General features: G+C 68.9%; 24 protein-coding genes. 11 read left to right on the top strand and 13 right to left on the bottom strand.

Going from position 1 to position 22054, the window contains the following annotated elements; genetic code table 11:
- Positions 1-3: 3 nt before the first annotated feature.
- The 3 genes from AAW00_RS01125 to glmU are packed head-to-tail and all read right to left on the bottom strand — an operon-like array spanning position 4 to position 2299.
- The gene (locus AAW00_RS01125; protein WP_047002519.1) at positions 4-315 is read right to left on the bottom strand and encodes a hypothetical protein; all 312 of its coding nucleotides are present in this window, start codon (positions 313-315) and stop codon (positions 4-6) included.
- A complete protein-coding gene (locus tag AAW00_RS14160) occupies positions 312-938 on the bottom strand; it encodes a hypothetical protein (RefSeq protein ID WP_052761709.1) in 627 nt (208 codons plus the stop codon). Before AAW00_RS14160 ends, AAW00_RS01125 begins: the two co-directional genes overlap by 4 nt.
- Positions 938-2299, bottom strand: a complete 1362-nt coding sequence (gene glmU, locus AAW00_RS01115) for a bifunctional UDP-N-acetylglucosamine diphosphorylase/glucosamine-1-phosphate N-acetyltransferase GlmU (RefSeq protein WP_241461601.1) — start codon at positions 2297-2299, stop codon at positions 938-940. Before glmU ends, AAW00_RS14160 begins: the two co-directional genes overlap by 1 nt.
- Before the next feature lie 61 nt (positions 2300-2360).
- Between glmU and AAW00_RS01110 the strand changes: the two genes are divergently transcribed.
- The 3 genes from AAW00_RS01110 (at position 2361) to AAW00_RS14155 (ending at position 4937) form a co-directional block, all read left to right on the top strand.
- Positions 2361-3035, top strand: coding sequence for an HAD-IA family hydrolase (locus AAW00_RS01110; RefSeq protein WP_047002517.1), 675 nt, complete (start codon positions 2361-2363; stop codon positions 3033-3035).
- 73 nt (positions 3036-3108) lie between these two features.
- On the top strand, positions 3109-4191 hold the full coding sequence (locus AAW00_RS01105; protein WP_047002516.1) for a hypothetical protein: 1083 nt from the start codon (positions 3109-3111) through the stop codon (positions 4189-4191).
- Positions 4192-4283: 92 nt separating this feature from the next.
- The gene (locus tag AAW00_RS14155) at positions 4284-4937 is read left to right on the top strand and encodes a DUF4328 domain-containing protein (protein ID WP_052761708.1); all 654 of its coding nucleotides are present in this window, start codon (positions 4284-4286) and stop codon (positions 4935-4937) included.
- On the opposite strand, the gene AAW00_RS01095 is transcribed toward AAW00_RS14155, so the two are convergent.
- From AAW00_RS01095 to AAW00_RS01080, 4 genes are read right to left on the bottom strand one after another with little or no spacing between them, the layout of a single operon-like run.
- Positions 4938-5294: a DUF2794 domain-containing protein gene (locus AAW00_RS01095; protein ID WP_047002515.1), complete on the bottom strand. Its 357-nt coding sequence runs from the start codon at positions 5292-5294 to the stop codon at positions 4938-4940.
- Complete coding sequence (gene epsC / locus AAW00_RS01090; protein WP_047002514.1) at positions 5291-6019, bottom strand: serine O-acetyltransferase EpsC; 729 nt, start codon at positions 6017-6019, stop codon at positions 5291-5293. Before epsC ends, AAW00_RS01095 begins: the two co-directional genes overlap by 4 nt.
- A 31-nt stretch (positions 6020-6050) precedes the next feature.
- Positions 6051-6656, bottom strand: coding sequence for an HdaA/DnaA family protein (locus AAW00_RS01085; RefSeq protein ID WP_047002513.1), 606 nt, complete (start codon positions 6654-6656; stop codon positions 6051-6053).
- 14 nt (positions 6657-6670) lie between these two features.
- Positions 6671-7900, bottom strand: coding sequence for a heavy-metal-associated domain-containing protein (locus tag AAW00_RS01080; RefSeq protein ID WP_241461600.1), 1230 nt, complete (start codon positions 7898-7900; stop codon positions 6671-6673).
- Positions 7901-8029: 129 nt separating this feature from the next.
- Between AAW00_RS01080 and purM the strand changes: the two genes are divergently transcribed.
- Genes purM through AAW00_RS01065 form a run of 3 tightly spaced genes read left to right on the top strand, consistent with a single transcriptional unit; the run spans position 8030 to position 11271 of the window.
- Positions 8030-9127 (top strand): phosphoribosylformylglycinamidine cyclo-ligase, encoded by a 1098-nt coding sequence (gene purM / locus AAW00_RS01075; protein ID WP_047002512.1) that lies wholly within the window; start codon positions 8030-8032, stop codon positions 9125-9127.
- Positions 9120-10079, top strand: a complete 960-nt coding sequence (locus tag AAW00_RS01070) for a formyltransferase family protein (protein WP_047002511.1) — start codon at positions 9120-9122, stop codon at positions 10077-10079. Before purM ends, AAW00_RS01070 begins: the two co-directional genes overlap by 8 nt.
- Entirely contained in the window at positions 10057-11271 is a 1215-nt protein-coding gene (locus AAW00_RS01065) for a sulfotransferase family protein (RefSeq protein ID WP_241461599.1), read from the top strand. Before AAW00_RS01070 ends, AAW00_RS01065 begins: the two co-directional genes overlap by 23 nt.
- A 16-nt stretch (positions 11272-11287) precedes the next feature.
- Here the strand turns inward: AAW00_RS01065 and AAW00_RS01060 are convergent, their stop codons facing one another.
- The 5 genes from AAW00_RS01060 to AAW00_RS01045 form a co-directional block, all read right to left on the bottom strand.
- The gene (locus tag AAW00_RS01060) at positions 11288-11698 is read right to left on the bottom strand and encodes a nuclear transport factor 2 family protein (RefSeq protein ID WP_047002510.1); all 411 of its coding nucleotides are present in this window, start codon (positions 11696-11698) and stop codon (positions 11288-11290) included.
- A gap of 98 nt (positions 11699-11796) precedes the next feature.
- Positions 11797-12198, bottom strand: coding sequence for a nuclear transport factor 2 family protein (locus tag AAW00_RS01055; RefSeq protein ID WP_047002509.1), 402 nt, complete (start codon positions 12196-12198; stop codon positions 11797-11799).
- Between the two features lie 144 nt (positions 12199-12342).
- The gene (gene ndk / locus AAW00_RS01050; protein ID WP_047002508.1) at positions 12343-12765 is read right to left on the bottom strand and encodes a nucleoside-diphosphate kinase; all 423 of its coding nucleotides are present in this window, start codon (positions 12763-12765) and stop codon (positions 12343-12345) included.
- Positions 12766-12842: 77 nt separating this feature from the next.
- The gene (locus tag AAW00_RS14505) at positions 12843-12983 is read right to left on the bottom strand and encodes a DUF2256 domain-containing protein (protein ID WP_206539321.1); all 141 of its coding nucleotides are present in this window, start codon (positions 12981-12983) and stop codon (positions 12843-12845) included.
- 28 nt (positions 12984-13011) lie between these two features.
- Positions 13012-14469: a leucyl aminopeptidase gene (locus tag AAW00_RS01045; RefSeq protein ID WP_047002507.1), complete on the bottom strand. Its 1458-nt coding sequence runs from the start codon at positions 14467-14469 to the stop codon at positions 13012-13014.
- Positions 14470-14567: 98 nt separating this feature from the next.
- On the opposite strand from AAW00_RS01045, the gene AAW00_RS01040 reads away from it, so the two are divergent.
- From AAW00_RS01040 to rsmA, 4 genes are all read left to right on the top strand, one after another.
- Positions 14568-16940, top strand: a complete 2373-nt coding sequence (locus tag AAW00_RS01040) for an LPS-assembly protein LptD (protein WP_052761707.1) — start codon at positions 14568-14570, stop codon at positions 16938-16940.
- A gap of 136 nt (positions 16941-17076) precedes the next feature.
- Complete coding sequence (locus AAW00_RS01035) at positions 17077-18450, top strand: peptidylprolyl isomerase (protein WP_047002506.1); 1374 nt, start codon at positions 17077-17079, stop codon at positions 18448-18450.
- A gap of 64 nt (positions 18451-18514) precedes the next feature.
- Positions 18515-19351: a 4-hydroxythreonine-4-phosphate dehydrogenase PdxA gene (gene pdxA / locus AAW00_RS01030; protein ID WP_241461651.1), complete on the top strand. Its 837-nt coding sequence runs from the start codon at positions 18515-18517 to the stop codon at positions 19349-19351.
- Positions 19352-19446: 95 nt separating this feature from the next.
- Positions 19447-20295, top strand: coding sequence for a 16S rRNA (adenine(1518)-N(6)/adenine(1519)-N(6))-dimethyltransferase RsmA (gene rsmA, locus AAW00_RS01025; RefSeq protein WP_047002504.1), 849 nt, complete (start codon positions 19447-19449; stop codon positions 20293-20295).
- On the opposite strand, the gene AAW00_RS14150 is transcribed toward rsmA, so the two are convergent.
- Positions 20265-20693, bottom strand: a complete 429-nt coding sequence (locus AAW00_RS14150) for a PilZ domain-containing protein (RefSeq protein ID WP_052761706.1) — start codon at positions 20691-20693, stop codon at positions 20265-20267. The two genes, rsmA and AAW00_RS14150, sit on opposite strands and share 31 nt — an antisense overlap.
- A gap of 129 nt (positions 20694-20822) precedes the next feature.
- Between AAW00_RS14150 and AAW00_RS01015 the strand changes: the two genes are divergently transcribed.
- A complete protein-coding gene (locus AAW00_RS01015) occupies positions 20823-22034 on the top strand; it encodes a hydrolase (RefSeq protein ID WP_047002503.1) in 1212 nt (403 codons plus the stop codon).
- The last annotated feature ends 20 nt before the right edge of the window (positions 22035-22054 follow it).

Below are 22054 nucleotides of genomic sequence, written 5' to 3'. Positions count from 1 at the left end.
CGCTCAGTGCGGAAAATTGGTGTCGACAAAGGTGTTTGCAAAGGCGACCGGATCGGCCTCCTCGCCCGTGCCTTCCCTGTAACGCACGCGCCCTTTCTCCCAGGTTTCCACGATGGCCGCGTCCATCCCGGGGGGAAACTGCATGCGCTGGCGCACGATCTCGCGCCACCCGCCCTCGCCGCCGAACTGGTGGCGGAAACTGGGCTCGGCGCTGATCAGCCACTGCTGGTTGGCCGCGTCGAGATGGCCGATGGCATCGAGCACGTAGCTGTCCAGAAGGCGCAGGAAGGGCTTGTCGGCATAGCGGTCGGTCATCGGCGCTTCTCCATCACCGCCGCATCGGCGCGCTCGGTCTCGTAGGTAAACAGATCGCCCTGCTCCTGCCAGGCAGTGCTCGCGAGAGCGGCATCCAGCGGCCGCGGGTCGAAGCCGGCATCGCACAAGTGCAGGCCGACGAGGCCGTCGCCGCGCAGCACCGCCAGCCCGTCCGACATGGCCGGTTCGTTCGGTTCGCCGGGCGTGAAATTGGTGCGCACCACGCGCGAAAAGGCAATGTAGCGATAGCCTTCGTTGGCAAAGGCCACCTGGCTCTCGCCGCCGCCGGAATAGGCGACGCGGGCGTATTCGCCGCCGTCGAGCTCGAGCTCCACGCCCGAGCCGCCGTAGCGGTACGTGCCGCCCTTGCCGCCAGCCGGATCGGCGCAGACCGCCACACGCTTGCCGTTCTCCAGACGGCAGGCGAAGACCGTGGATTGCGAAGGGCCGCAGTCGAAAGCGGCGGGCAGAGACTCGACCGTGCTCGCCTCGCTCACGGCATCGCCTCCGGGCTGCGTCGGGGTTGCTTCGCCTGCTTGCGCATCGGGTTCGGCAGGCGGCTCCGTGCCGGAGGAGCACGCCGCCAGCGACAGGAGGGCTAGAGGCGCCAAGGCGCGGCGCATCACTTCTTCGTCTCCGCCTTCTTGCGCTTCATCGCGTCGTGGAATCGGTCGGCCCAGCCGGGTTTCACCAGTTGCTCGGCGCGGACCATGCGCAGCTCGCCGTCGGCCACGTCGCGGCTGACCGCGCTGCCCGCGCCGACGATGGCATCCGCGCCGATGGTGACGGGGGCGATCAGGGCGCTGTTGGACCCAATGAAGGCACCGGGGCCGATGACCGTCCTGTGCTTGAAATAGCCGTCGTAGTTGCAGGTGATGGTGCCCGCACCGATGTTCGCGCGCGCACCGACCGTCGCGTCACCGATGTAGCTGAGGTGATTGGCCTTGGCCCCCTCGCCCATCGTCGCTTTCTTGATCTCGACGAAATTGCCGACCTTGCTGCCCTTTTCGAGCACCGCGCCCGGGCGCAGGCGGGCGTAGGGGCCGACCTCGCAGCCCTCGCCCACGCTCGCGCCTTCGAGGTGGCTGAAGGCGCGGATCGTAGCGCCGCTCGCCACGCTGACGCCGGGGCCGAAGACGACGTTCTGCTCCACCACCACGTCGGCGGCGAGCTGCGTGTCATAGCTGAAGAACACGGTTTCCGGCGCGCGCAGGGTCACCCCCTCGGCCATCGCCTCCTCGCGCCGCAGGTCCTGCCACTGGCGCTCGGCGAGGGCGAGTTCGGCGCGGCTGTTGATACCGGCCACCTCGTCGGCGCTCTCGCCGGTGACGACCGCGCAGCTCTGTCCGTCGGCGATGGCGATGTTGACGATGTCGGGGAGGTAATACTCGGCCTGCGCGTTCTTGTTCGAGACGCGATCCAGCAAGGCAAACAGGTCTTGCGAGCGGGCGGCGAGCAGGCCCGAATTGCACAACGTGCAGGCGCGCTCCTCCTCGCTCGCGTCCTTCCACTCGACCATCTTCAGGATGCGGCCCTGCTGAGCGATTACGCGGCCGTAGCGCAGTGCGTCGTCGGGTTCGAAGCCCAGCACCACGGCCGCGGGCGCATCGGGTTCGTTAAGGCGGTCGATCATGCGGCGCATGGTGTCCGCGCGCACGAAGGGCACGTCGCCGTAGAGCACCAGCACATCGCCATCGAACCCGGCCAAGGCCTCGGCGGCCTGCTGCACCGCGTGGCCGGTGCCGAGCTGCGGATCCTGCACGGCGAAGCGCACCCGCTCTCCCAGCGCCTCGTGCAATTGCTCGCGCGCCTCGCCCACTACCGCGACGAGGCGCTCGGGCGCCAGTTCCTCGACGCTGGCGAGCAGGTGTTCGATCATCGAGCGTCCGGCGATTTCGTGCAGCACCTTGTGCCGGGTGCTCTTCATCCGCGTGCCCTTGCCCGCGGCGAGGACGATGGCGGCGATCGGTCGGGTCTGGCTCATGCGGCTCGCCATGCCAGCAAAAGTTTGCGGTTTCCACACCGCAGGTTATCTGGCCCGTGCCATGAGCGATTTTCCCTTCGACACCGTCCTTTTCGACCTCGACGGCACGCTGGTCGACAGCGCCCGCGACCTCGGCCCCGCAGTCAACGCGGCGCTCGCCGCCATCGGCCGCCCGCCGGTGGCCGAGAGCGAGGTGCGCAGCATGATCGGCGGCGGCACCGACATGATGCTGACCCGTGCGCTGGAGGCGACCGGCGGCGCGGTGGACGAGGCGACCTACGCCCGGCTCAGCCAGGCGCTGCTCGATCATTACTGGGCGCACATCGCGGACCATACCGTGCCTTACCCCGGTTGCCTCGCCGCGCTGGACGAACTGGCGGCGCTCGGCTGCAAGCTGGCGGTGGTGACGAACAAGGCGGAAAAGCCCGCGCGCGAACTGCTGGCGGCGCTGGGCATGACGGACCGGTTCGCCTTCATCTATGGCGGAGACACGCTGGGGCGCGAGAATGCCAAGCCGCTGCCCGCCATGCTCCATGCCGCGGTTGCCGATTGCGGAGGGGGACGGGCCGCGATGGTGGGCGATTCGACCTACGACGTGCGCGCAGGGCACGCGGCGGGACTGCCGGTCGTCACCTGCGCCTTCGGTTACCACGACGTGCCCGCCGCCGAATTGGGCGGGGATGCCACGATCGACGGTTTCGATGAGCTGGTCGGCGTCCTGCGCTCACTCGCCTGACTGACTGTATTGACTTTATAATACACTGGCCTAACCTCCGCGGCGGGACACGTCTTTCCGGGGGAGACAAGCGATGTATTCGGAACAGGACCTGCGCGATGCGGTGGCCGGGGGCGCGATCAGCGCCGAGGCCGCCGAGGCCTTGCGCGCGCACGTGGCCGTGCTGCGCCACATGCCCGTCATCGATGAGGAGAATTTCCGCCTCGTCAATAGCTTCAACGACATCTTCGTCACTATCGGCGCGGTCATCATGCTGGTGGCCATGGGCGCCATCGGCGAGGCCTTGCTGCCGAGCGTGTCCGGCCCTTCGCCGCTCTCCGCAGTGCTGGTAGCGGCCACCGCGTGGATGCTGGCCGAGGTCTTCACCCGCGCCCGGCGCATGGCCCTGCCCAGCATCGTGCTGCTGCTCGCCTTCGTCGGCGGTACCTTTGCCACCTTCCTTGGCCTATCGATAACGCTGGTGGGAGACGATCCCGCAAATTCCGGCGAGACGCTCGCCATCGTGCTGGTCGCGGCATCGGCGCTGCTGACGGCGGGCGCTGCATGGCTCCACTGGCGGCGCTTCATGGTGCCGATCACGGTCGCGGCCGGCGCTGCCGCCGTCGCGGCAACAGTCATAGCCCTCATCGTCGCCGCGATCGGGCCCGAGAGCGAGGCGCTGGAAAATATGATCCTGCCGCTGGTCTTCATCGCCGGGCTCGCCGTCTTCGCATTCGCCATGCGGTGGGACACCAGCGACCGCGAACGCAGGACGCGGCGCAGCGACGTCGCCTTCTGGCTGCACCTGCTTGCCGCGCCGATGATCGCGCACCCCGTGTTCGCCCTCATCGGGGTGATGGACAACGATGCCATCGGCGTCGGCTCTGCCGTCGCCGTGCTGGCGGTTTACGTGGCCTTCGGACTCATCGCCCTGGCGGTGGACCGGCGGGCGCTGCTCGTCTCCGCGCTCGCCTACGTGCTGGTGGCGCTGACCTTCCTGTTCGACCGGTTCGGCGCCGTCGAGCTGACCTTTGCCCTGACGGCACTGGTCATCGGTTCGGCCCTGCTGACGCTCTCGGCCTTCTGGGCCCCCATCCGCGCACGCGTGGTGGAGGCGCTGCCGGGCACGGTGCAGGCGCGCGTCCCGGCCGCCGGTCCGGTGCCGCTGCCCGCCTGAACCCGCCCTCCTGTCGATAGTGCGTCGATGGAGCTTGGCACCGGACCCGCCCGGCGGCACAAACGGCGCATATTCGGCAGGGGGCCATTTGCATGACAAGCGGGGTTCGCACCCTTTCTTCGCTGGCGGTCGTGGCGCGGGTGGCGCTCGTCACCTTCGTGGCCGGCTGCGTGCTGACGCTGCTGGCCGCGACCATGGTGCTGCTGCCGATCGGCGGCGGCGCGGGAGGCGTGCTGGTAGGCCTGAGCACCGGGCTGGTCTCGCTGATCTGGCTGGTCGCCTTCGTCATCTGCGTCGTGACGGTTCCCCTGTGGATCCACCGCGCCCATGCCAACCTTCACGAGGCGGGATTGCAGGGCCTGACCTACAGCCCCGCATGGGCAAGCGCCTCGTTCTTCGTGCCGTTCGCCAATCTCTATGTGCCCTACGCCTCCACGCGCGAGCTGTTCAACCGCAGCCAAGGCGAGAGCGACTGGCACAGGGCATCGCCGGTAGGCGACGTGACGAGCTGGTACGCCTGCAACTGGGGCGCGCTGGTGGTAAGCGTGGTGGCGCTGGGCTATTTCGGAGTGAACGCGATTCCGGGCGTCTATGTCATCCTGCCGCCGTTCGCCTGGTTCCTGCTGCTGGCGCTGATTTACGTGCTGCTGGCGGGCTCGGCCTGGTTCCTGCTCCGGATCGTGGGCAAGGTGACGGGCGCGCAGGCCTCCGGCCTGCACCTCGGCGCTGCCGACACCTTCGACTAGCTAGTCGATCGCCTTCAGCAGCCGGCGTTCCACCGGCGCGAGGACGCTGGCGAGTTCGTGCCCACGCTTGAGCACCTGCCCGGCTTCGCCGAACAGCGTCCACATGCCCTGCCGCGCGCGCAGGGCGGGCCGCTTCTCCAGCCGCATCTGCGGGACCTCGGCGGCGCGGCGGAAGGCGGCAAAGGTGGCGCAGTGCCGGTCGAAATCCATCGCGTAGTCGCGCCACTCGCCCGCGGCGACCATGCGGCCGTAGAGGTCGAGGATGCGCAGCAGCTCGGCCCGGTCGAAGCCGACCTGCGAGGGCGGGCGCTGACCGGGAAAGGCGATGATGTTGGGCAGGCCCGTGGGCGTGGTCATGAAACCTTGGAGCCGCTCTTGCGCTTGGGCGCGGAAGCCGTGGCCGGAGCCGGGAGCGCTCGCCGAAGCTCGTCCATTTCGGCGCGCAGGGCCTTGATCTCGGCCTCGAGCCTTTCCACGCAGTCCCGCGAGCTGCGACCCGCCTCCTCCTGGCAAGGATCGTCGCAGGGCGTGCCGTAAGGGATGAACTCCTTCACCCATTCCTCGGCGGGCACCAGCGTGGAGCGGGCCTTGAGGCCGATCATCGTCGCGCCCTCGGGCACGTCGTCCGTCACCACGGCATTGGCGCCCACGCGTGCCCGCTCGCCCACCGTGATCGGGCCGATCACCTGTGCGCCCGAACCGATGATGACGTTGTCCAGCAGGGTGGGATGGCGCTTGCCGCCCACCCCGTTGGTCGGATTGGTGCCGCCCAGCGTCACGCACTGGTAGATCGTCACGTTGTCGCCGATGTGCGCCGTTTCCCCGATCACGGTGAAGCCGTGGTCGATGAAGAAGTTCTTGCCGATGGTCGCGCCGGGATGGATGTCGATGGCGGTAAGAAAACGGCTGAAGTGGTTCACCAGCCGCGCCAGCAGGAACATCTCCGCCTCGAACAGCCAATGCGCCACGCGGTGCAGACCGAGCGCGATGACGCCTGGGTAGAACAGGATTTCCCAGCGCGAGCGCGGCGCCGGGTCGCGCGCATGGATCGAGTCCAGATAGGCGATCAGGCGATCGAGCATGGCAGCAAAGAGTTTTCCATCAAAACCGGCATCAAAGCAAGCGCGGCTCGTCCGGGCCGTGCAGCGCCTCCAGCGCGGCGCGCCAGATGCCGAGGTTAGGTGGGGACTTTCGCTCCAGCGACAAGCGGTCGATGGTCTCGACCAGCCGTTCCAGCTCCGCTGCCGAGCGCGGGGCGCGGGGCACGAGGTAGTCGGCGGCATCGGCGCGCAGCGGCAGGCCGCGCTCCTCGGCCATGCCGAGCAGCAGGTCGCGCGCCATGTCGTCGTCCGGGTGGCCGATGGCGAGCTGCAGCGAACCGCCGAGCCGCGAGCGCAGGTCCGGCAGGGCGATTTCCCACGGCGGCTCCGCCCCGACGATCAGCAGCGCCGTGCCGCTCTCCTGCGCCCGGTTCCAGCGGTGGAACAGCGCATCCTCGGGCAAGGCGGCGGCATCGTCGAGAGCCTCGCCCGCGCCGCTCTCGGCGAACCAGCGGGCGAACAGCGACTTGCCCGATCGCGGCGGTCCGGTGAGGACGGCGGTGCGAAAGGGCCAGGCGGCGGGCGCGACGAGGGCCTCGGCGACGTGGGCATTGCCCTCGCCCACCACAATGCGCGCAGGGCCGCGCCCGGCCTTCAGCGGAAGGGCGATCTGCTCCATCGCAGCGCCCGCCCCTAGCGGGAGATGCCGAGCGCCTGCTGGCCCACGTTCACGCCCCACCCGCGCGAGCGCAGCGCGGCGGCCAGCTCCTCCAGTTCGCCCGTGTACCACACGCGCATGACCGAGTTCCCGCCGACCGCGGTGCTGGTATAGTTGGCGCTGGTGATGCCCGGCGTGCCGCGAATGAGCGACAGCGCGTTGTCGTAGGCCGCGGCATCGGGGGTGGCGACCTGGATGGCGAAGACCTGGCTGACCGCGGCAGTCGGCTCCGGCGTCGGTTCCGCATCGGGCGTGGCGCGCACGGCATCGCGGGCGCGAACCCGATCGGCGGCTATGGCGCGGTCCTCCGCCTCCAGCCGCTCGGCCTCATCGAGGATCGCGCGCACGGCGGGGCTCACCTCGATATTCTCCAGCGTGAGCGTCGGATCTGGGCTGAGGCGGCCCGAGGACAGCGCCTCGGTGAAGATGCGGTCGAAGCGCGCCACCGCCTGCGTCAGCATGGCCGGAAGCTGGGCCGAGCTTTCCGCGCGAAGGCTGAAGCTGTCGATGTACCGGTTGTCGGGGCCGTACCGCGCCACGAAGCGCCCGTTCACCGGTCCGCCCGGATACTCGTAGCTGAGCTCGGCAATCGGCATGATCACGTCGGCGGCGCCGAACTGGTCGAGGATGTTGGTCCACCACGCGCGGCTGCGGCGGCCGGTCTGGCCATAGGTCAGCAACAGCGATTCGCCGCCCGCGCCGTTGGGGCGGACGTAGTCGATGGCACTGGAGCCGAACTGATATTCCGCCCAGGCGCGCTGCCACGGGTTGCGCGTCTCGAACATCGTGGCCGTGCCGCCCGAGATCATCACCGGCAGCGTCAGCATCGGGGCCGAGCGCGCACGCTGGCCGCCCGCGCCCAGCAACGCGCCCGCGCGCTGGCGATCGAACACCACGCCAAGCCTGGCGATGTAGCGGCGCGGGCCGATGTGCTCTTCCTCGACCACGATAGCGGACACGAGCGATTCGAGCTGGCTGTCCGGAATGTCCGGCCCGTCGATCTTTTCCCACGCCTTGCGCTGCGCCTCGCGCCAGCCGTTCTCGCGCGCGTCCTCGGCGTTGTCGCCGCTCACGTCGACCTCGATCCCGCCGACGGAGATGTCGCTGCTGCTGGCGACGGGGGCGATGCCGCGCTCGCCCGACACCTGCGCCCATAGCGCCGCGCCCGTCGCCGCCAGCGCCAGCAACGCCAGCACGGCCGCCACGACGAGGGACGGGTTTCGGCCAGCAGGGGTCCGGGCCAGGGAGAGAGCGTTCGTCATCATCGGGGAATTCGCGCGCCTTTTGCCAAGGTGCGGATTGGATTCCAAGCACGAAAGGCTATGCGGGGGTGCATGAGCGACGACAAGCCATCCTACACCTACGAACAAGCCGGGGTCTCGATCGCGGCGGGCAACGCGCTGGTCAAGGCGATCGGACCGCTGGTCAAGGCCACCCGCCGCCCCGGCGCGGACGGCGAGATCGGCGGCTTCGGCGGTTTCTTCGATCCGCGCGCGGCGGGCTACAAGGACCCGCTGCTGGTAGCCGGCAACGACGGCGTGGGCACCAAGCTGAAGCTCGCCATCGACAGCGGCCGGCACGAGACCGTCGGCATCGACCTCGTCGCCATGTGCGTGAACGACCTGATCGTGCAGGGCGCGGAGCCGCTGTTCTTCCTCGACTACTTCGCCACCGGCAAGCTGGAGAACGGCATCGCCGAGACGGTTATCGCGGGCATCGCCGAGGGCTGCAAGCTGGCGGGCTGCGCGCTGATCGGCGGCGAGACGGCGGAAATGCCGGGGATGTATGCTGAAGGCGACTACGACCTTGCCGGCTTCTGCGTCGGCGCTGTGGAGCGCGGCGAGCAGCTGACGGGCGAGCGCGTGGCGCCGGGCCACGTGCTGCTCGGCCTCGCCAGCTCTGGCGTCCATTCCAACGGTTTCTCGCTCGTGCGGCGACTGGCCGAGGACAAGGGCTGGCGGCTCGATCGCCCCGCCCTGTTCGACCAGGACCGCCTGCTGATCGAGACGCTGATGGAGCCGACGCGCATCTACGTAAAGAGCCTGCTGCCCGTCGTCAGGTCGGGGAAGGTGGACGCGCTGGCGCACATCACCGGCGGCGGCCTGCTGGAGAACATCCCCCGCGTCCTGCCCGAAGGCGCGCGCGCCGTGGTCGACGCCGATGCCTGGGCGCAGCCGGGGCTGATGGCCTTCCTCCAGGCGCAGGGCAATATCGAGCCCGGCGAGATGGCGCGAACCTTCAATTGCGGCGTGGGCATGGTGCTGGCCGTGCTGCCAGAGCACGTCGGTTCCGTCACCGCGGAGCTCGTCGAAGCGGGTGAGACGGTCTTCCGGCTAGGCGAGATCGTCGCCGGCCATCGCGGCTGCGAGGTGCGCGGGTCGCAGGGCACCTGGAGCGGCAAGGCCGACTGGTCCGCCTCGCACGATGCGTAAGGCAAAGGTCGCCTGCCTGCTGTCGGGCAAGGGCACGACCATGTCGGCGCTGCTGTTCCAGTCGCGCCTGCCCGATTGCCCCTACGAGATCGTGCTGGTCGCCAGCAACGTGCCCGGTGCGCCGGGCCTGAGCATCGCCGAGGCCGAGGGCATTGCGACCTTCGCCCACGACCATCGCGGAATGGATCGCCGCGCGCACGAGGCGATCATGGATGCCGCCCTGCGCGACAGCGGCGCCGAGTATCTCGCGCTATGCGGCTACATGCGCGTGCTGACGGAGGACTTCGTGGCCAGGTGGGAAGGCCGCATGGTCAACACCCACCCCAGCCTGCTGCCCAAGTACAAGGGTCTCGACACCCACGCCCGGGCCATCGCCGCGAACGATGCGCACGGTGGCTGCTCGGTCCACGTGGTGACGCCCGAGCTCGACGGCGGGCCGCTGCTGGGACAGCTGCCGGTTGCCATCCTTCCGGACGATACCGCGGACAGCCTCGCTTCCCGCGTCATCCTCGCCGAATACCAGCTCTACCCGCGGATGCTCGCCGATTTCGTCACCCGCGAGACCTCTCCCGACTGGCTGCTTGGCCGCGTGCGCGCGCTGGCGATGGACCTGCCCGAGGCCGAGGAGCGCGAGAGCCACGGCTCGCCCGGCTGGCGCACCGGGGGGAAGAGCGGCAAGTATTTCGCCTATTTCGCCGACCAGCATCACGGCACGCCCAACGTCGCCCTGCTGGTGAAGACCGGCGGCGTGGACGAGGTGGAGGCGCTGGCCGAGACTGCGCCGGAGACTTACTTCAAGCCCGCTTATTACGGCGCGAGCGGCTGGGTCGGGCTGATCCTCAACCGACCGGGCCTGGACTGGGACCAGGTCGGCGAGTGGCTGGCGCGCAGCTGGCGCATGGCCGCGCCTTCGCGGCTCACGCGGCTGCATGACGCGGCCGACCAGTTCTGACTCGATGCGCCTGCCACCGCCGCGCCCCCATCTCCTCGCCCGCTCGCCCAATGTCGACAGGCTGAACGGCTGGCTCGAGACCTTGTGGCGCAAGGGCTATGCGCCGCCGCCGTCGCTCGACCCGGAGGAAATGTGGGTAAAGGCGCTGGCGAAGCACGACCTCGCGGACGAAGTGGGCGGTCGCAGCGCACAGGACGTGGCCGATTTCCGCGAGCGGCTGCAGCGGCTCTGCTCCGCCGCGCGGGAGGAGGCGCGGCTCAACCCGCTCGGGCGCACGATGGCGCACGGCCAGTTGCAGCGGGTGGTCTTCCAGCGCCTGCAACTGGGCCGGCTGTGGCGACAGCGCCCCGACCTCCTCGAGACGCCGCTCGCCCCGCCGATCCTCGTGGTCGGTCAGCAGCGCAGCGGCACGACGCGGGTCCATCGCCTGCTCGCCGCCGATCCCGCATTCGTCGCGACGCCTTTCTGCGACAGCTGGAACCCGGTCCCTCGCCGCCCCGACCTGCGGCCTTTCTGGAGCTGGCTGTCGCTGAGGCTGGGGCAGTGGATCAACCCCTGGCTGCAGACCATCCACCCGACCGCGCCGCGCCAGGTCGACGAGGAGCTCGGCTGGCTGGCTGCCGCGCTGGGAGCGAGCACCTATGAGGCGCAGTGGCACATCCCGTCATACAGCGCCTTCAGCGAGGGACGCGATGCCGGCGCGCTCTACCGCGAATTCGCCCGAATCCTGCGAACCGATGCCGCCTTTCATGGAAACGCGCATCGCGCGCGCGTGATGAAGGTGCCCGAATTCACCGAGAACCTGCCGAGCCTCATCGCGGCATTTCCCGAGGCGCGTATCGTCGTCACCCGGCGGGACGAGCGCGAGATCGGCCCGAGCATGGTGTCGATGTTCGCCAACCAGATGGCGATTCAGTCTGACGCGGCGGACCTGTCGTGGATCGAGCGCGAGGTGGCGCGCAAGATCGCCTTGCGGAAGGCGCGGGTTGAGAGCGCGCTGGCCGACTTTTCCGGACCGATGGCGGTGGTGGACTTCACCGCGTTCGATGATGGCTGGGAACCGGTCATGTCGCGCGTCTACAGCGAGCTCGGCATTCCGCTGTCGAAAGAGGCGCGGATCGGAATAGAGATCGAGAGCACCCGTTCGCAGAAAGGGGCGCACCGCGTCCACTCGCGGCAATATGCGCGCTAGGGAGACAACCTGAAGGTTAGCTAGGCGGTCGAGGACGACCGGTATCGCGCATGATCCGCGCGAGCGATTGCACCGGATGGCTAGCGTACGATTGCCACTCGTGAACGAATTTCTCGTCCGCACGGGCACGGAAGTGCGTCGAATTGGAGATAGCGGGGTGATCGCTTTCGAGATGCCCCGACATCAGCACCTGGCCGCGACTGTAGGAATAGCGATCGATACGAAGCTCGAACGTGTTCGCCTCCGAAAACAGCCTGGAAAAAACGGCCTGGGCAGTCAACCGGCCTTCGAGCTCCTGTCCCGCGCTGTCCACCAGCACCATGTTCTCGCCCATCAACGTCGCCATGCTTTCGAGGTCGCGCGCGTTCATCGCGGCCACATAGGCCTGGACGGTGCGAACCGGCGCACGGGAAAACCATTGCCGCATGGGAAACACTCTCTTCGCCTGCAAGCGGACGCGCAGGCTCGATCCGAGGTTTAGCACGGATCGCACGCAAGCGAAACGGGCTTGCTTCTGCCGGGCTTCTACCGTGCGTCCACCAGAGCCGAGAGCAGTCCTACCAGCGAACCCTCGGACGGCGCGCCGTAGGCCTGCCATTCGACGAGCTTGCCATCCCTCACCACCGCCCGCCACTGGGTGTCGCAGGCGAGGTCCGCGTTCTCGGTCAGCGAACGGCCGGAGAGCAGCGCCGTGTCACCGCGCGAGGAGTGCCGCTCTATCTCGACGCGCAGGTCCGGCGCGACGGCGCGTACCGCGCGCAGCGCCTCCAGCATGGCGGGCACGCCCTCGATCACGCCGCCGCGGCTGTCGGTAAAGGTGAACTGGGGCGCCAGCAATCGCTCGAGCGCATGGGCATCGCGGCTGTTGCATGCCGCCACGAAAGCCAGCGCCTCGCTGACCGGACTGCCTCGATGCGATCGGAACATTGCGCTGCCCCCTTGCGACCTCGTGACGCTGTCGGCGTCGGACGAAGGGGCAGGACCGTGCCGCCCGCCGCCTTCGTGCGACTCGCATAGCACGAAAGCGTCGCGCGGGCGACACCGTTCATCAATGTTTACAGTGTGTTCGGCTTACCCGACGATTTCGTTCTCGTCGAAGAAATAATCGATCTCGATCGCGGCATTCTCATCGCTGTCCGAACCGTGGACGGAGTTCGCCTCGATGCCCTCGGCAAAGGTCTTGCGGATGGTGCCGTCGGCGGCATCGGCGGGATTGGTCGCGCCCATGACGTCGCGGTTGCGCTTCACCGCGTCCTCGCCCTCGAGCACCTGCACGACCACCGGGCCGCTGGTCATGAAGTCGCACAGTTCGCCGAAGAAGGGGCGTTCCTTGTGCACGGCGTAAAAGCCCTCGGCCTGCTCGCGGGTCATCTGGATACGCTTGGAGGCGACGACGCGCAGGCCGGCGTCCTCCAGCATCTTGGTGACCGCGCCGGTCAGGTTGCGGCGGGTGGCATCGGGCTTGATGATCGAAAAGGTGCGGGTAACCGCCATGGCTGTTGTCCTTGCAGGATGTGGGGGATGGAATTGGCGCGCGCCCTAGCGCTCGCCGCCCATGCCCGCAAGAGGGGCTAGGCCTTGCCCTTGGCGCCGCGGCAGCGGTCCGAGCAGTAGCGCACGTTGTCCCAGTCGCGCTCCCACTTCTTGCGCCAGGTGAAGGGCAGGCCGCAGCTGGCGCAGATCTTGGTCGGCAGGTCCGACTTCTTGCGCATCTTCGCCACAGCCCGCGGCTCCTTCGGATCAGCCTTCGGCGGTTTCGCGCACGAAGGTGTCGAGCAGGCGCACGCCGTATCCGGTCGCGCCCTTGTCGAAGGTGGCACCGGGCTTTTCCGCCCAGGCCATGCCGGCGATGTCCAAATGCGCCCAAGGCGTATCGTTTTCGATGAAGCGCTGGAGGAACTGCGCCGCGGTGATCGAGCCCGCCCAGCGGGGGCCCACGTTCTTCATGTCGGCGATGGGGCTGTCGATCAGCTTGTCGTATTCGGGCGCGAGCGGGAAGCGCCAAAGCTTGTCGCCGCTCGCCTTGCCCGCCGCCAGCAGGTCGTCGGCGAGGCTCTCGTCGTTGGCGAACAGGCCGGCGTGCTCTTGGCCGAGCGCGATCACCATGGCGCCGGTCAGCGTGGCGAGATCGACGATCCGCGCCGGCTTGTACTCGCGCTGCACCCAGCACAGCGCGTCGCACAGCACGAGGCGGCCCTCGGCGTCGGTGTTGAGCACCTCGATGGTCTGCCCGCTCATGCTGGTGAGCACGTCGCCGGGGCGGATGGCGTTGCCGTCGGGCATGTTCTCGACGAGGCCGCAGACGCCGATGACGTTGGCCTTGGCCTTGCGCTTCGCCAATGCCAGCATCGCGCCCGCCACGGCGCCCGCACCGCCCATGTCCCACTTCATCTCATCCATGCCCGCGCCGGGCTTCAGTGAGATGCCGCCGGTATCGAAAGTGACGCCCTTGCCGACGAAAGCCACGGGCGCCTCGCCCTCGTTCCCGCCCATCCACTCGATGACGAGCAGGCGCGAATCGCGCGCGGAACCCTGCCCCACGCCGAGCAGCGCGCCCATGCCCAGCGCGTCCATCTCCGCCTCGTCCAGCACGCGGACCTTGGCGCCGGTGCCTTCGAACCGCTCCCGGGCGCGCTCGGCGAAGCTGGCGGGGTAGATCACGTTCGGCGGCTCGGCCACCAGCTCGCGGGTGAACTCGACGCCCGCTGCCAGCGCGCTCGCGTCCTGCCAGGCGGCCTCGGCCCCGTCGGGTGCGTTCAGCACCACGACCGTGGCGAGCGTGGGCTTCTGTTCGTCGCGCAGCTTTGTGCGGTATTCGTCCCAGCGCCATGCGCGCAGGCGCATCCCCAGCAGCACTGCGGCGACTTCCTCGGCGGAGAGACCGGCAGTATCGAGCGCCAGTTCCTTCTCGCCGCTGACAAGATACTTTGCCGTCAGCGCGCCGCCGGCCTTCTCCAGCGCGGGGAGGCGCGCCTCGTCGCCCTTGCCCGCGCCCGCCAGCGCCAGCCGCTGCACGGTGCCGTCAACTTCCTGGAACCCGTCGAACACCTGCCCCGCCTTGCCGGAAAAGCGCGATGCGGCCGCGCCCTCGCTCACGGCGCGCGGCAGGCCCGCGGGCAGCTTGTCCTGTTCCACCACGCGCGCCAGCAGGCGCGGGGTCGAGGCATCATGGTTGGCGGCGGCGAAGGTAACGTTCATGGCTGCTCCAGCGGGAATGAGAGGGGCCGGCACGCATCTTGTCGTGCGAGGCCAAAGCTGGCGTTGCGATTAGGCACGAGTGCTGCAATAGGCAAGCCATGCTCCCCGGCCAGCACTCCGCGCCGCGCTACGCCCTGCCCCGCCTGCCGGATGCCTTCCACCCGTGGAGCGCCGCGGCGCTCGCCATGCTGTGGGCGATGGCCCCGGCGCAGGCCTTTGCGCAGAGCGGCGAAGCGCCGGGCGTCGATACCGCGCAGGAACTGGCGGCCGATCGGCAGGACGACGAAGACGAAGAACCGCAGCAGGATGCCGGCCTGCCGCCCGCCATCGATACCGGCCCGCCCATCCCTGAACGCAACGCCGCGGGCGAACGGCAGATCGGTTTCGAGGCGAGCGAACTGCGCTACGATCAGGATACCGATACCGTCACCGCCGGCGGCGATGTCATCCTGCGCTCGGGCGACCAGTCGCTGCGCGCCGACCTGGTCACCTGGGACCGGCAGAGCGGCGAAATCGTCGCCACCGGCGACGTGCGGCTGGTGGACGCCGACGGCAACCAGCTCTTCACCGACCGCCTGACGCTGACCGACGAGCTCGAGGCGGGCGCGATGGAGAACCTGCTCCTCGCCTTCCGCCAGGGGGGCCGCCTCGCCGCCGCCAACGGCCAGCGCACCGCCGACGGCGACATCCTGCTCGAACGCGCAGCCTATTCGGGCTGCGCCGTGGTCGACCCCGAAGGCTGCGACAAGACGCCGAGCTGGCGCATCACCGCGGAGCGGGTGTGGTACGACGCGCAGACCGAACGCATCCGCTTCTCCGGCGCCTATCTCGAACTGTTCGGCGCGCGCCTGCTGCCGCTTCCCGGCCTCACCATCCGCGCCGACGGCAGCGCCACCTCCGGCCTTTTAGTGCCCGACATCGGCCTGACCGCGTCCAACGGCATCGAGATCACCGACAGCTATTACCTGCGCCTGGCCGAGAACCGCGACCTGCTGCTGTCCGGCTACATCTATACGGAGGCCGCACCGATGGTCTCCGCCCAATACCGGCAGCTGACCTCGAACGGCGCCTATCAGGTGACCGGCTACGCCACCTACGGCTCGCGTATCCCGTTGAACGACGGCGGTGCGGGCAGGGAGCGGGATTTCCGCGGCTACCTGTTCGCCAACGGGCGCTTCCAGCTCGATCCGAACTGGAGCTTCAACGGATCGGTGCGGCTCGCCAGCGACCGCACCTTCCTGCGCCGCTACGACATCAGCCGCGAGGACCGCATCCGTTCCGTGGTGCAGGCCGAGCGGATCGACGCCAATTCCTACCTCTCCATCGCCGGCTGGGCCACGCAGGCGCTGCTGGTCGATACGCCGCAGGGGCAGGTGCCGCTCGCCGCGCCGCTGATCGACGCGCGCTACCGGTTGCAGGACCCGCTGCTCGGCGGCACGGTGGAGCTGCAGGCCAACACGCTCGCCATCACCCGCAGCGAGGGGCAGGACACCCAGCGCGCCTTTGCCCGCGCGCGGTGGGATCTCAGGCGCATCACCGACTGGGGCCAGCAGGTGACCTTTACCGCGCTGGTGCGCGGCGACGTCTACCACTCGAACCAGAACGAGCTGTCGCCCACGCCCAGCTATCGCGGCCTTTCCGGCTGGCAGGCGCGCGGCATCGCGACGGCGGCGGTGGACGTGCAGTGGCCCTTCGTCGGCGCCTTTGCGGGCGGCACGCAGACGCTCACCCCGCGCGTGCAACTCGTCGCCTCGCCGCCGATCCGCAACATGGCCATCCCGAATGAGGATTCGCGAGCGATCGACCTCGAGGATTCCAACCTTTTCGCGCTCAACCGCTTCCCCGGCTACGACCGGGTGGAGGACGGCGTGCGCGTGACTTACGGGGCGGACTGGCAGTTCACCCTGCCAGGCTGGCGGCTGGAGGCCACCATCGGCCAGTCCTATCGCCTCAGCGACGAGCCCACCCTGTTCCCCGACGGCACCGGCCTGAACGAACAGTTCTCCGATTTCGTCGGCCGCACGCAGGTGCGCTACCGCGACTTCGTCAAGTTCACCCACCGTTACCGGCTGGACAAGGACAACTTCGCCGTGCGCCGCAACGAGATCGACGCGACCGTCGGCTCTGACCGCACTTATCTCGAGCTTGGCTACCTGCGCCTCAACCGCGACATCGACCTCGCATTCGAGGACCTGCAGGACCGCGAGGAGCTGCGCGCCGCGGGACGGGTGGCCTTCGCCCGCTACTGGTCGGTGTTCGGCAGCGCGGTCGTCAACCTGACCAACCGCGACGAGGACCCCTCGTTCGCCGCCGACGGCTTCGAACCCCTGCGCACGCGTCTCGGCATCGCCTATGCCGACGATTGCCTGGAATTCGGCTTCACCTGGCGGCGCGACTACATCAGCCTTGCGGATTCGCAGAACGGCAACAGCTTCCGCCTGACCTTCGCGCTGAGGAACATCGGGCTGTAGGCGCCACCGCCCTCGCGGGCGATTGGCAGCGCCGCGCAGTTCGGCTAGGGCGCACGGCTCAGCTACGGTTAAGCCGGATTGCGACATCCGGCCGGGCAGACCGGGCGCCTTCTTCCAATGCGCCCCCAACAGGATTGTGACCGACGTGATTGCACTGGCGAAGACATCCCTTTCCCACACTCTGGCCGCGCTGGGCGCATTGGCGCTAGGCGCCGCGGCCGTGGCACCGGCGCAGGCCCAGACGGTTTCGGGCAGCGATTCCTTCAACCTGCCCGAGGACGTGTCGTTCATCCTCGCGCCGCTCGACCCGAACGTGCGCCGCGCCACCGCGCGGGTGAACGGCAGCATCATCACCGGCACCGACGTCGATCACCGCGTGGCGCTGATCTTGGCGGCGCAGGACGCGAACGTGCAGGTCAGCCCGGAGGAAATTTCTCGCCTGCGGCTGCAGGTGCTGCGCAACCTCATCGACGAGACCTTGCAGGTGCAGGAAGCCGAGGCGCAGGAAATGGCCGTCACCGACGAGGAGGTGAACCAGTCCTACGCCCGCTACGCCGCCGAGGCGCGCGGCATGAGCGTTTCCGAGATGGATGCCTATCTCGCCTCGATCGGGTCGAGCGCCGGGTCGATCAAGCGGCAGATCAAGGGCGAGCTCGCCTGGGATCGCCTGCTGCGCCGCAACGTCGCGCCCTTCGTCAACGTGTCGGAGGGCGAAGTGAACGAGCTCTACCAGCGCCTGCAGGCATCGCGCGGAACGACCGAGTATCGCATCGGCGAGATCTTCCTCGCCGCCACCCCGGCCAATGCCGAGCAGGTGCGCGCCAACGCCAACCAGATCATCGAACAATTGCGCGCCGGCGGCAGCTTCGTCGCCTATGCCCGCCAGTACTCGCAGGCATCGAGCGCGGTGCAGGGCGGCGACCTTGGCTGGCTGCAGGTTGCCCAGCTCCAGCAGCCCACGCTGGAGGCTGCCGTGCAGCAGATGCAGCCCGGCCAGCTCGTCGGCCCGCTGGAAATTCCGGGCGGCTATTCGATCCTTCTCATGATCGACCAGCGTACCCTAGGCATGGCCGATCCGCGCGACGCGGTGCTCAGCCTGAAGCAGATCTCGCTGGAATTCGCGCCCGGCACGCCCGGCCCTGAAATCGAGCGACGTGCCGCCGAGTTCATGTCCACCGTTCAGGCCATGCGCGGCTGCGGCGATGCCGATGCCGCCGCCGCCGCCATCGGGGCGAGCACCGTGGACAACGACGCCATCCAGGTGCGCCAGCTTCCCGAGGCCTTCCAGAACCTGCTGCTGCAGCTCAACGTAGGCCAGGTCACCCCGCCCTTCGGCGAGCTGCCGAGCGACATCCGCGTGCTGATGCTGTGCGGCCGCGACGATCCGGAACAGACCGGCGGGCCGAGCGTGCAGGACATCATGGCCTCGCTCGAGGAAGACCGCATCAACCGCCGCGCCCAGCGCTATCGTCGCGACCTGCGCCGCGACGCGGTGATCGAGTATAACTGACGCCGTACGCCTCCCCGCTCCGCTCGCGCTGACCATCGGTGATGCGGCGGGGGTCGGGGCGGAAATCGCCGCCGTGCTCGATGCGCGGCGCGACGAGTTGGGCCTGCCGCCCTTCGGGATCGTCGGCGACCTGTCCGCTGCGCGTCCGGGTGAACCCTCTCGCGCCAGCGCCGAGATCGGGCTGGCGGCGCTGCGCGAGGCGGTCGCCATGGTGCAGCGCGGCGAATGCAGCGGCGTGGTCACCGGCCCCGTCGCCAAGTCCGCCATCGCCGCTTTTGCCCCCGATTTCGTCGGCCAGACGGAGTTTCTCGCCGATGCCTGCAGCCTCCCGCGCGAGGACGCGGTGATGATGCTCGCCGGGCCGAGCCTGCGCACCGTCCCGATGACGGTGCACTGCGCATTGGCAAACGTCCCTTCGCGATTGACGAAGGAGCTCATCGTGCGCCGCACGCGCATCGTGGCGGATGCGCTGAAAACCGATTTCGGCATCGCCTCTCCGCGCATAGCCATCGCCGGGCTCAACCCCCACGCGGGCGAGGACGGGCGCATGGGACGCGAGGAGATCGAGACGATTGCGCCTGCCGTGGCGCAACTTCGCGCCGAAGGCATCGACGCGACCGGCCCACACCCGGCCGACACCCTGTTCGCCCCGCACAGGCGCGCAACCTACGACGCGGCCGTGGCCATGTACCACGACCAGGCGCTCGTGCCGCTGAAGGCGCTCGACTTCGACGAGGGGGTGAACGTCACGCTCGGCCTGCCGATCGTGCGCACAAGCCCCGACCACGGCACCGCCTTCGACATCGCCGGCAAGGGGCTGGCGCGCCCGGACGCGACGATCGCCGCGCTGCGTATGGCGGCGGAGATGGCGGCACGGCGTATTCACTACCGTTCATCCTGAGCTTGTCGAAGGGCTGCTTTTCTTCTCCCCGCGATGAGAAGTTGAGGACAACCCTTCGACAAGCTCAGGGTGAGCGGGTTAAGGGCACGGCGGAAATGAGCAAGTCACTCCCCCCCTTGCGCGAAGTCATCGCCGCCCATGGCCTCTCCGCGTCCAAGGCGCTGGGACAGAACTTCCTGCTCGACGAGCAGCTGCTCGATCGCATCGCCGCCATTCCCGGCGACCTTGCGGACCGCGCCGTGCTCGAGATCGGTCCCGGCCCCGGCGGCCTCACCCGCGCCCTGCTGCGCGCCGAGGCTCGCGTCACCGCCATCGAGCGCGACGCGCGCTGCATCCCCGCGCTTGCCGACTTGCAGGAGGCCTTTCCCGGCAAGCTGCGTGTCGTAGAGAACGATGCCCTCGCCATCGACCACGCCGAGCTGATGGGCGAGCCCTTCGCGGTCGTCGCCAACCTCCCCTACAACATCGGCACCCTGCTCTTCACCCGCTGGCTCGCCGTGCCCGACTGGCCGCCGGCCTGGACCAGCCTGACTCTGATGTTCCAGCAGGAGGTCGCCCGCCGCGTGGTCGCCGCGCCGGGTTCGTCGGAATTCGGTCGGCTGGCGGTGCTCGCCCAGTGGCGCAGCCGCGCGAAGCTGGCGATGAAGGTCCACCGCAGTGCCTTTACCCCGCCGCCCAAGGTGATGAGCGCGATCGTCCACGTCACGCCTGCCGAGGCCCCTCAAGGCGTGCGCATCGCAACGCTCGAGCGGGTCACCGAGGCCGCTTTTGGCCAGCGGCGCAAGATGCTGCGCCAGAGCCTGAAGGGCGTCGATGGCGCGCTCGCGGCGCTGGACGAACTGGGAATGGATTCGACACGGCGCGCCGAGACGCTGACGGTCGACGAATTCGTCGCGCTCGCGCGCGCACTCGATCAGAGGATGAGCCAGGTCACCAGCAGGTAGGCGGTCGCCAGTGCGGTCACGCCCAGCACGCCGTAGGCAATCAGCAGCTTTTGCGGCGACCACGCATCGGGATCGTTCACCGGCTCGATCTTCTTGCCCGCGATGTGCTTGCTCGCGCGCCGACCCGAAACCAGCGCGGCCACGTCCACGTGCTCGCGCGTGCGCAGGCCGAAGCGTCGCCCGCTTACCCAGCGCACCTGCCCGGCGACGTGGTGACCGTTGATCAGGATATCGACGATGGCGCCGCGTTCGGGCGGGCGCTCGCTGACGACCAGCATACCCTTGGAGGAGAGATCGTAAACGCGCACGGGCCGCGTGCCCGATGCATCGCGCATGCGACCCTGGAGCATGGCGGTATGGCGCGTATCGACCCGCGATTTCTCGTTGCCGGCCAGCATTGGCCCATTCCTGTCTGCGACGGTGTTTGCAGTCGGAATAGGCGCAATGTCTTATGCACCGGTTAATCATAGCCGCGCAGGCAGCGCACCATTTGACACGCCGGACGCGCCGGGTAAGGCCGGTTGCAGATGAAACAACTGAACCCGCAGGAACAGGCGCTGGCCGAGCGCGTGGAGCCCGCGCCCATGCTGGCGCACACGCTGGACTGGGCGGCGATCAATTCGGGCACCCGCAATCTCGACGGGCTGGCAAAGGTCGCCGCGGCGCTGGCGGATGCCTTTGCCGCGCTGCCGGGGGAGGTGACGCTGCGCGATCCCGCCCCGGTCACCGCCGTCGCCGCCGACGGGCGCGAGGTCGAGTTGCCGCACGGACAGCATCTCGTCCTCAGCGTGCGCCCTGAGGCCGAACGGCGCTTCCTGCTGACCGGGCACATGGACACGGTCTTTCCCGCCGATCACCCGTTCCAGTCGCTCACCTGGCTGGACGACGACACGGTAAACGGCCCCGGAACCGCCGACATGAAGGGCGGGCTCGCGGTCATTCTCGGCGCGCTGACGGCGCTGGAGACCACGCCCCAGGCCGCGCGGATCGGCTACGACGTGATGATCAATGCCGACGAGGAGACAGGCTCGCTCTCCTCCGCCGCGCTGATCGACGAGCTGGCGCGCGGCAAGTTCGCCGCGCTCACCTACGAGCCCAGCGCGCTGCCCGACGGCACGCTGGCCCATGCGCGCGGCGGCAGCGGCAACTATTCGCTGACCTTTGCCGGTCGCTCCGCCCACGCCGGGCGCAATCCTCAGGACGGGCGCAATGCCGTGGTCGCCGCCGCCGACTGCGTGCTGCGGCTGAAGGCGATGAGCCATGCCGACCTGCCCATCAACCCGGCCAGGATCGACGGTGGCGCGGCCAACAACGTGGTGCCCGACCATGCCGTGCTGCGCTTCAACATCCGCCCGAAGACGACCGAGGCGGCGGAGGCCTTTGCGCGCGACCTCAAGGCCATGCTGGCCGAAGTCGAGACGCTGCACGAGGTTTCCATCCATGCCCACGGCGGCATTACCCGGCCGCCCAAGCCCGTCGATGCAGCCGCGCAAAAGCTGTTCGATCTCGTGCGCGATAGCGGCGCTGCGCTCGGCCAGACCATCGGCTGGCAACCGAGCGGCGGCGTGTGCGACGGCAACAACATCGCCGCCAATCACGTCCCCGTGGTCGACACCATGGGCGTGCGCGGCGGGGCGATCCATTCGCCGGACGAGTACATGATCGTGCCCTCGCTCGCCGAACGCGCGCGGCTCTCCGCCGTTGTCCTCCACCGCCTCGCCACGGGAGATGCCTTGTGACGCCCGGACCCACCCACGTG

It is taken from the genome of Aurantiacibacter luteus, assembly GCF_001010945.1.
GTDB lineage: Bacteria > Pseudomonadota > Alphaproteobacteria > Sphingomonadales > Sphingomonadaceae > Alteraurantiacibacter > Alteraurantiacibacter luteus.
Note: the sequence above shows the minus strand (reverse complement) of the source record. Positions and strands in the feature narration are given on the sequence as shown.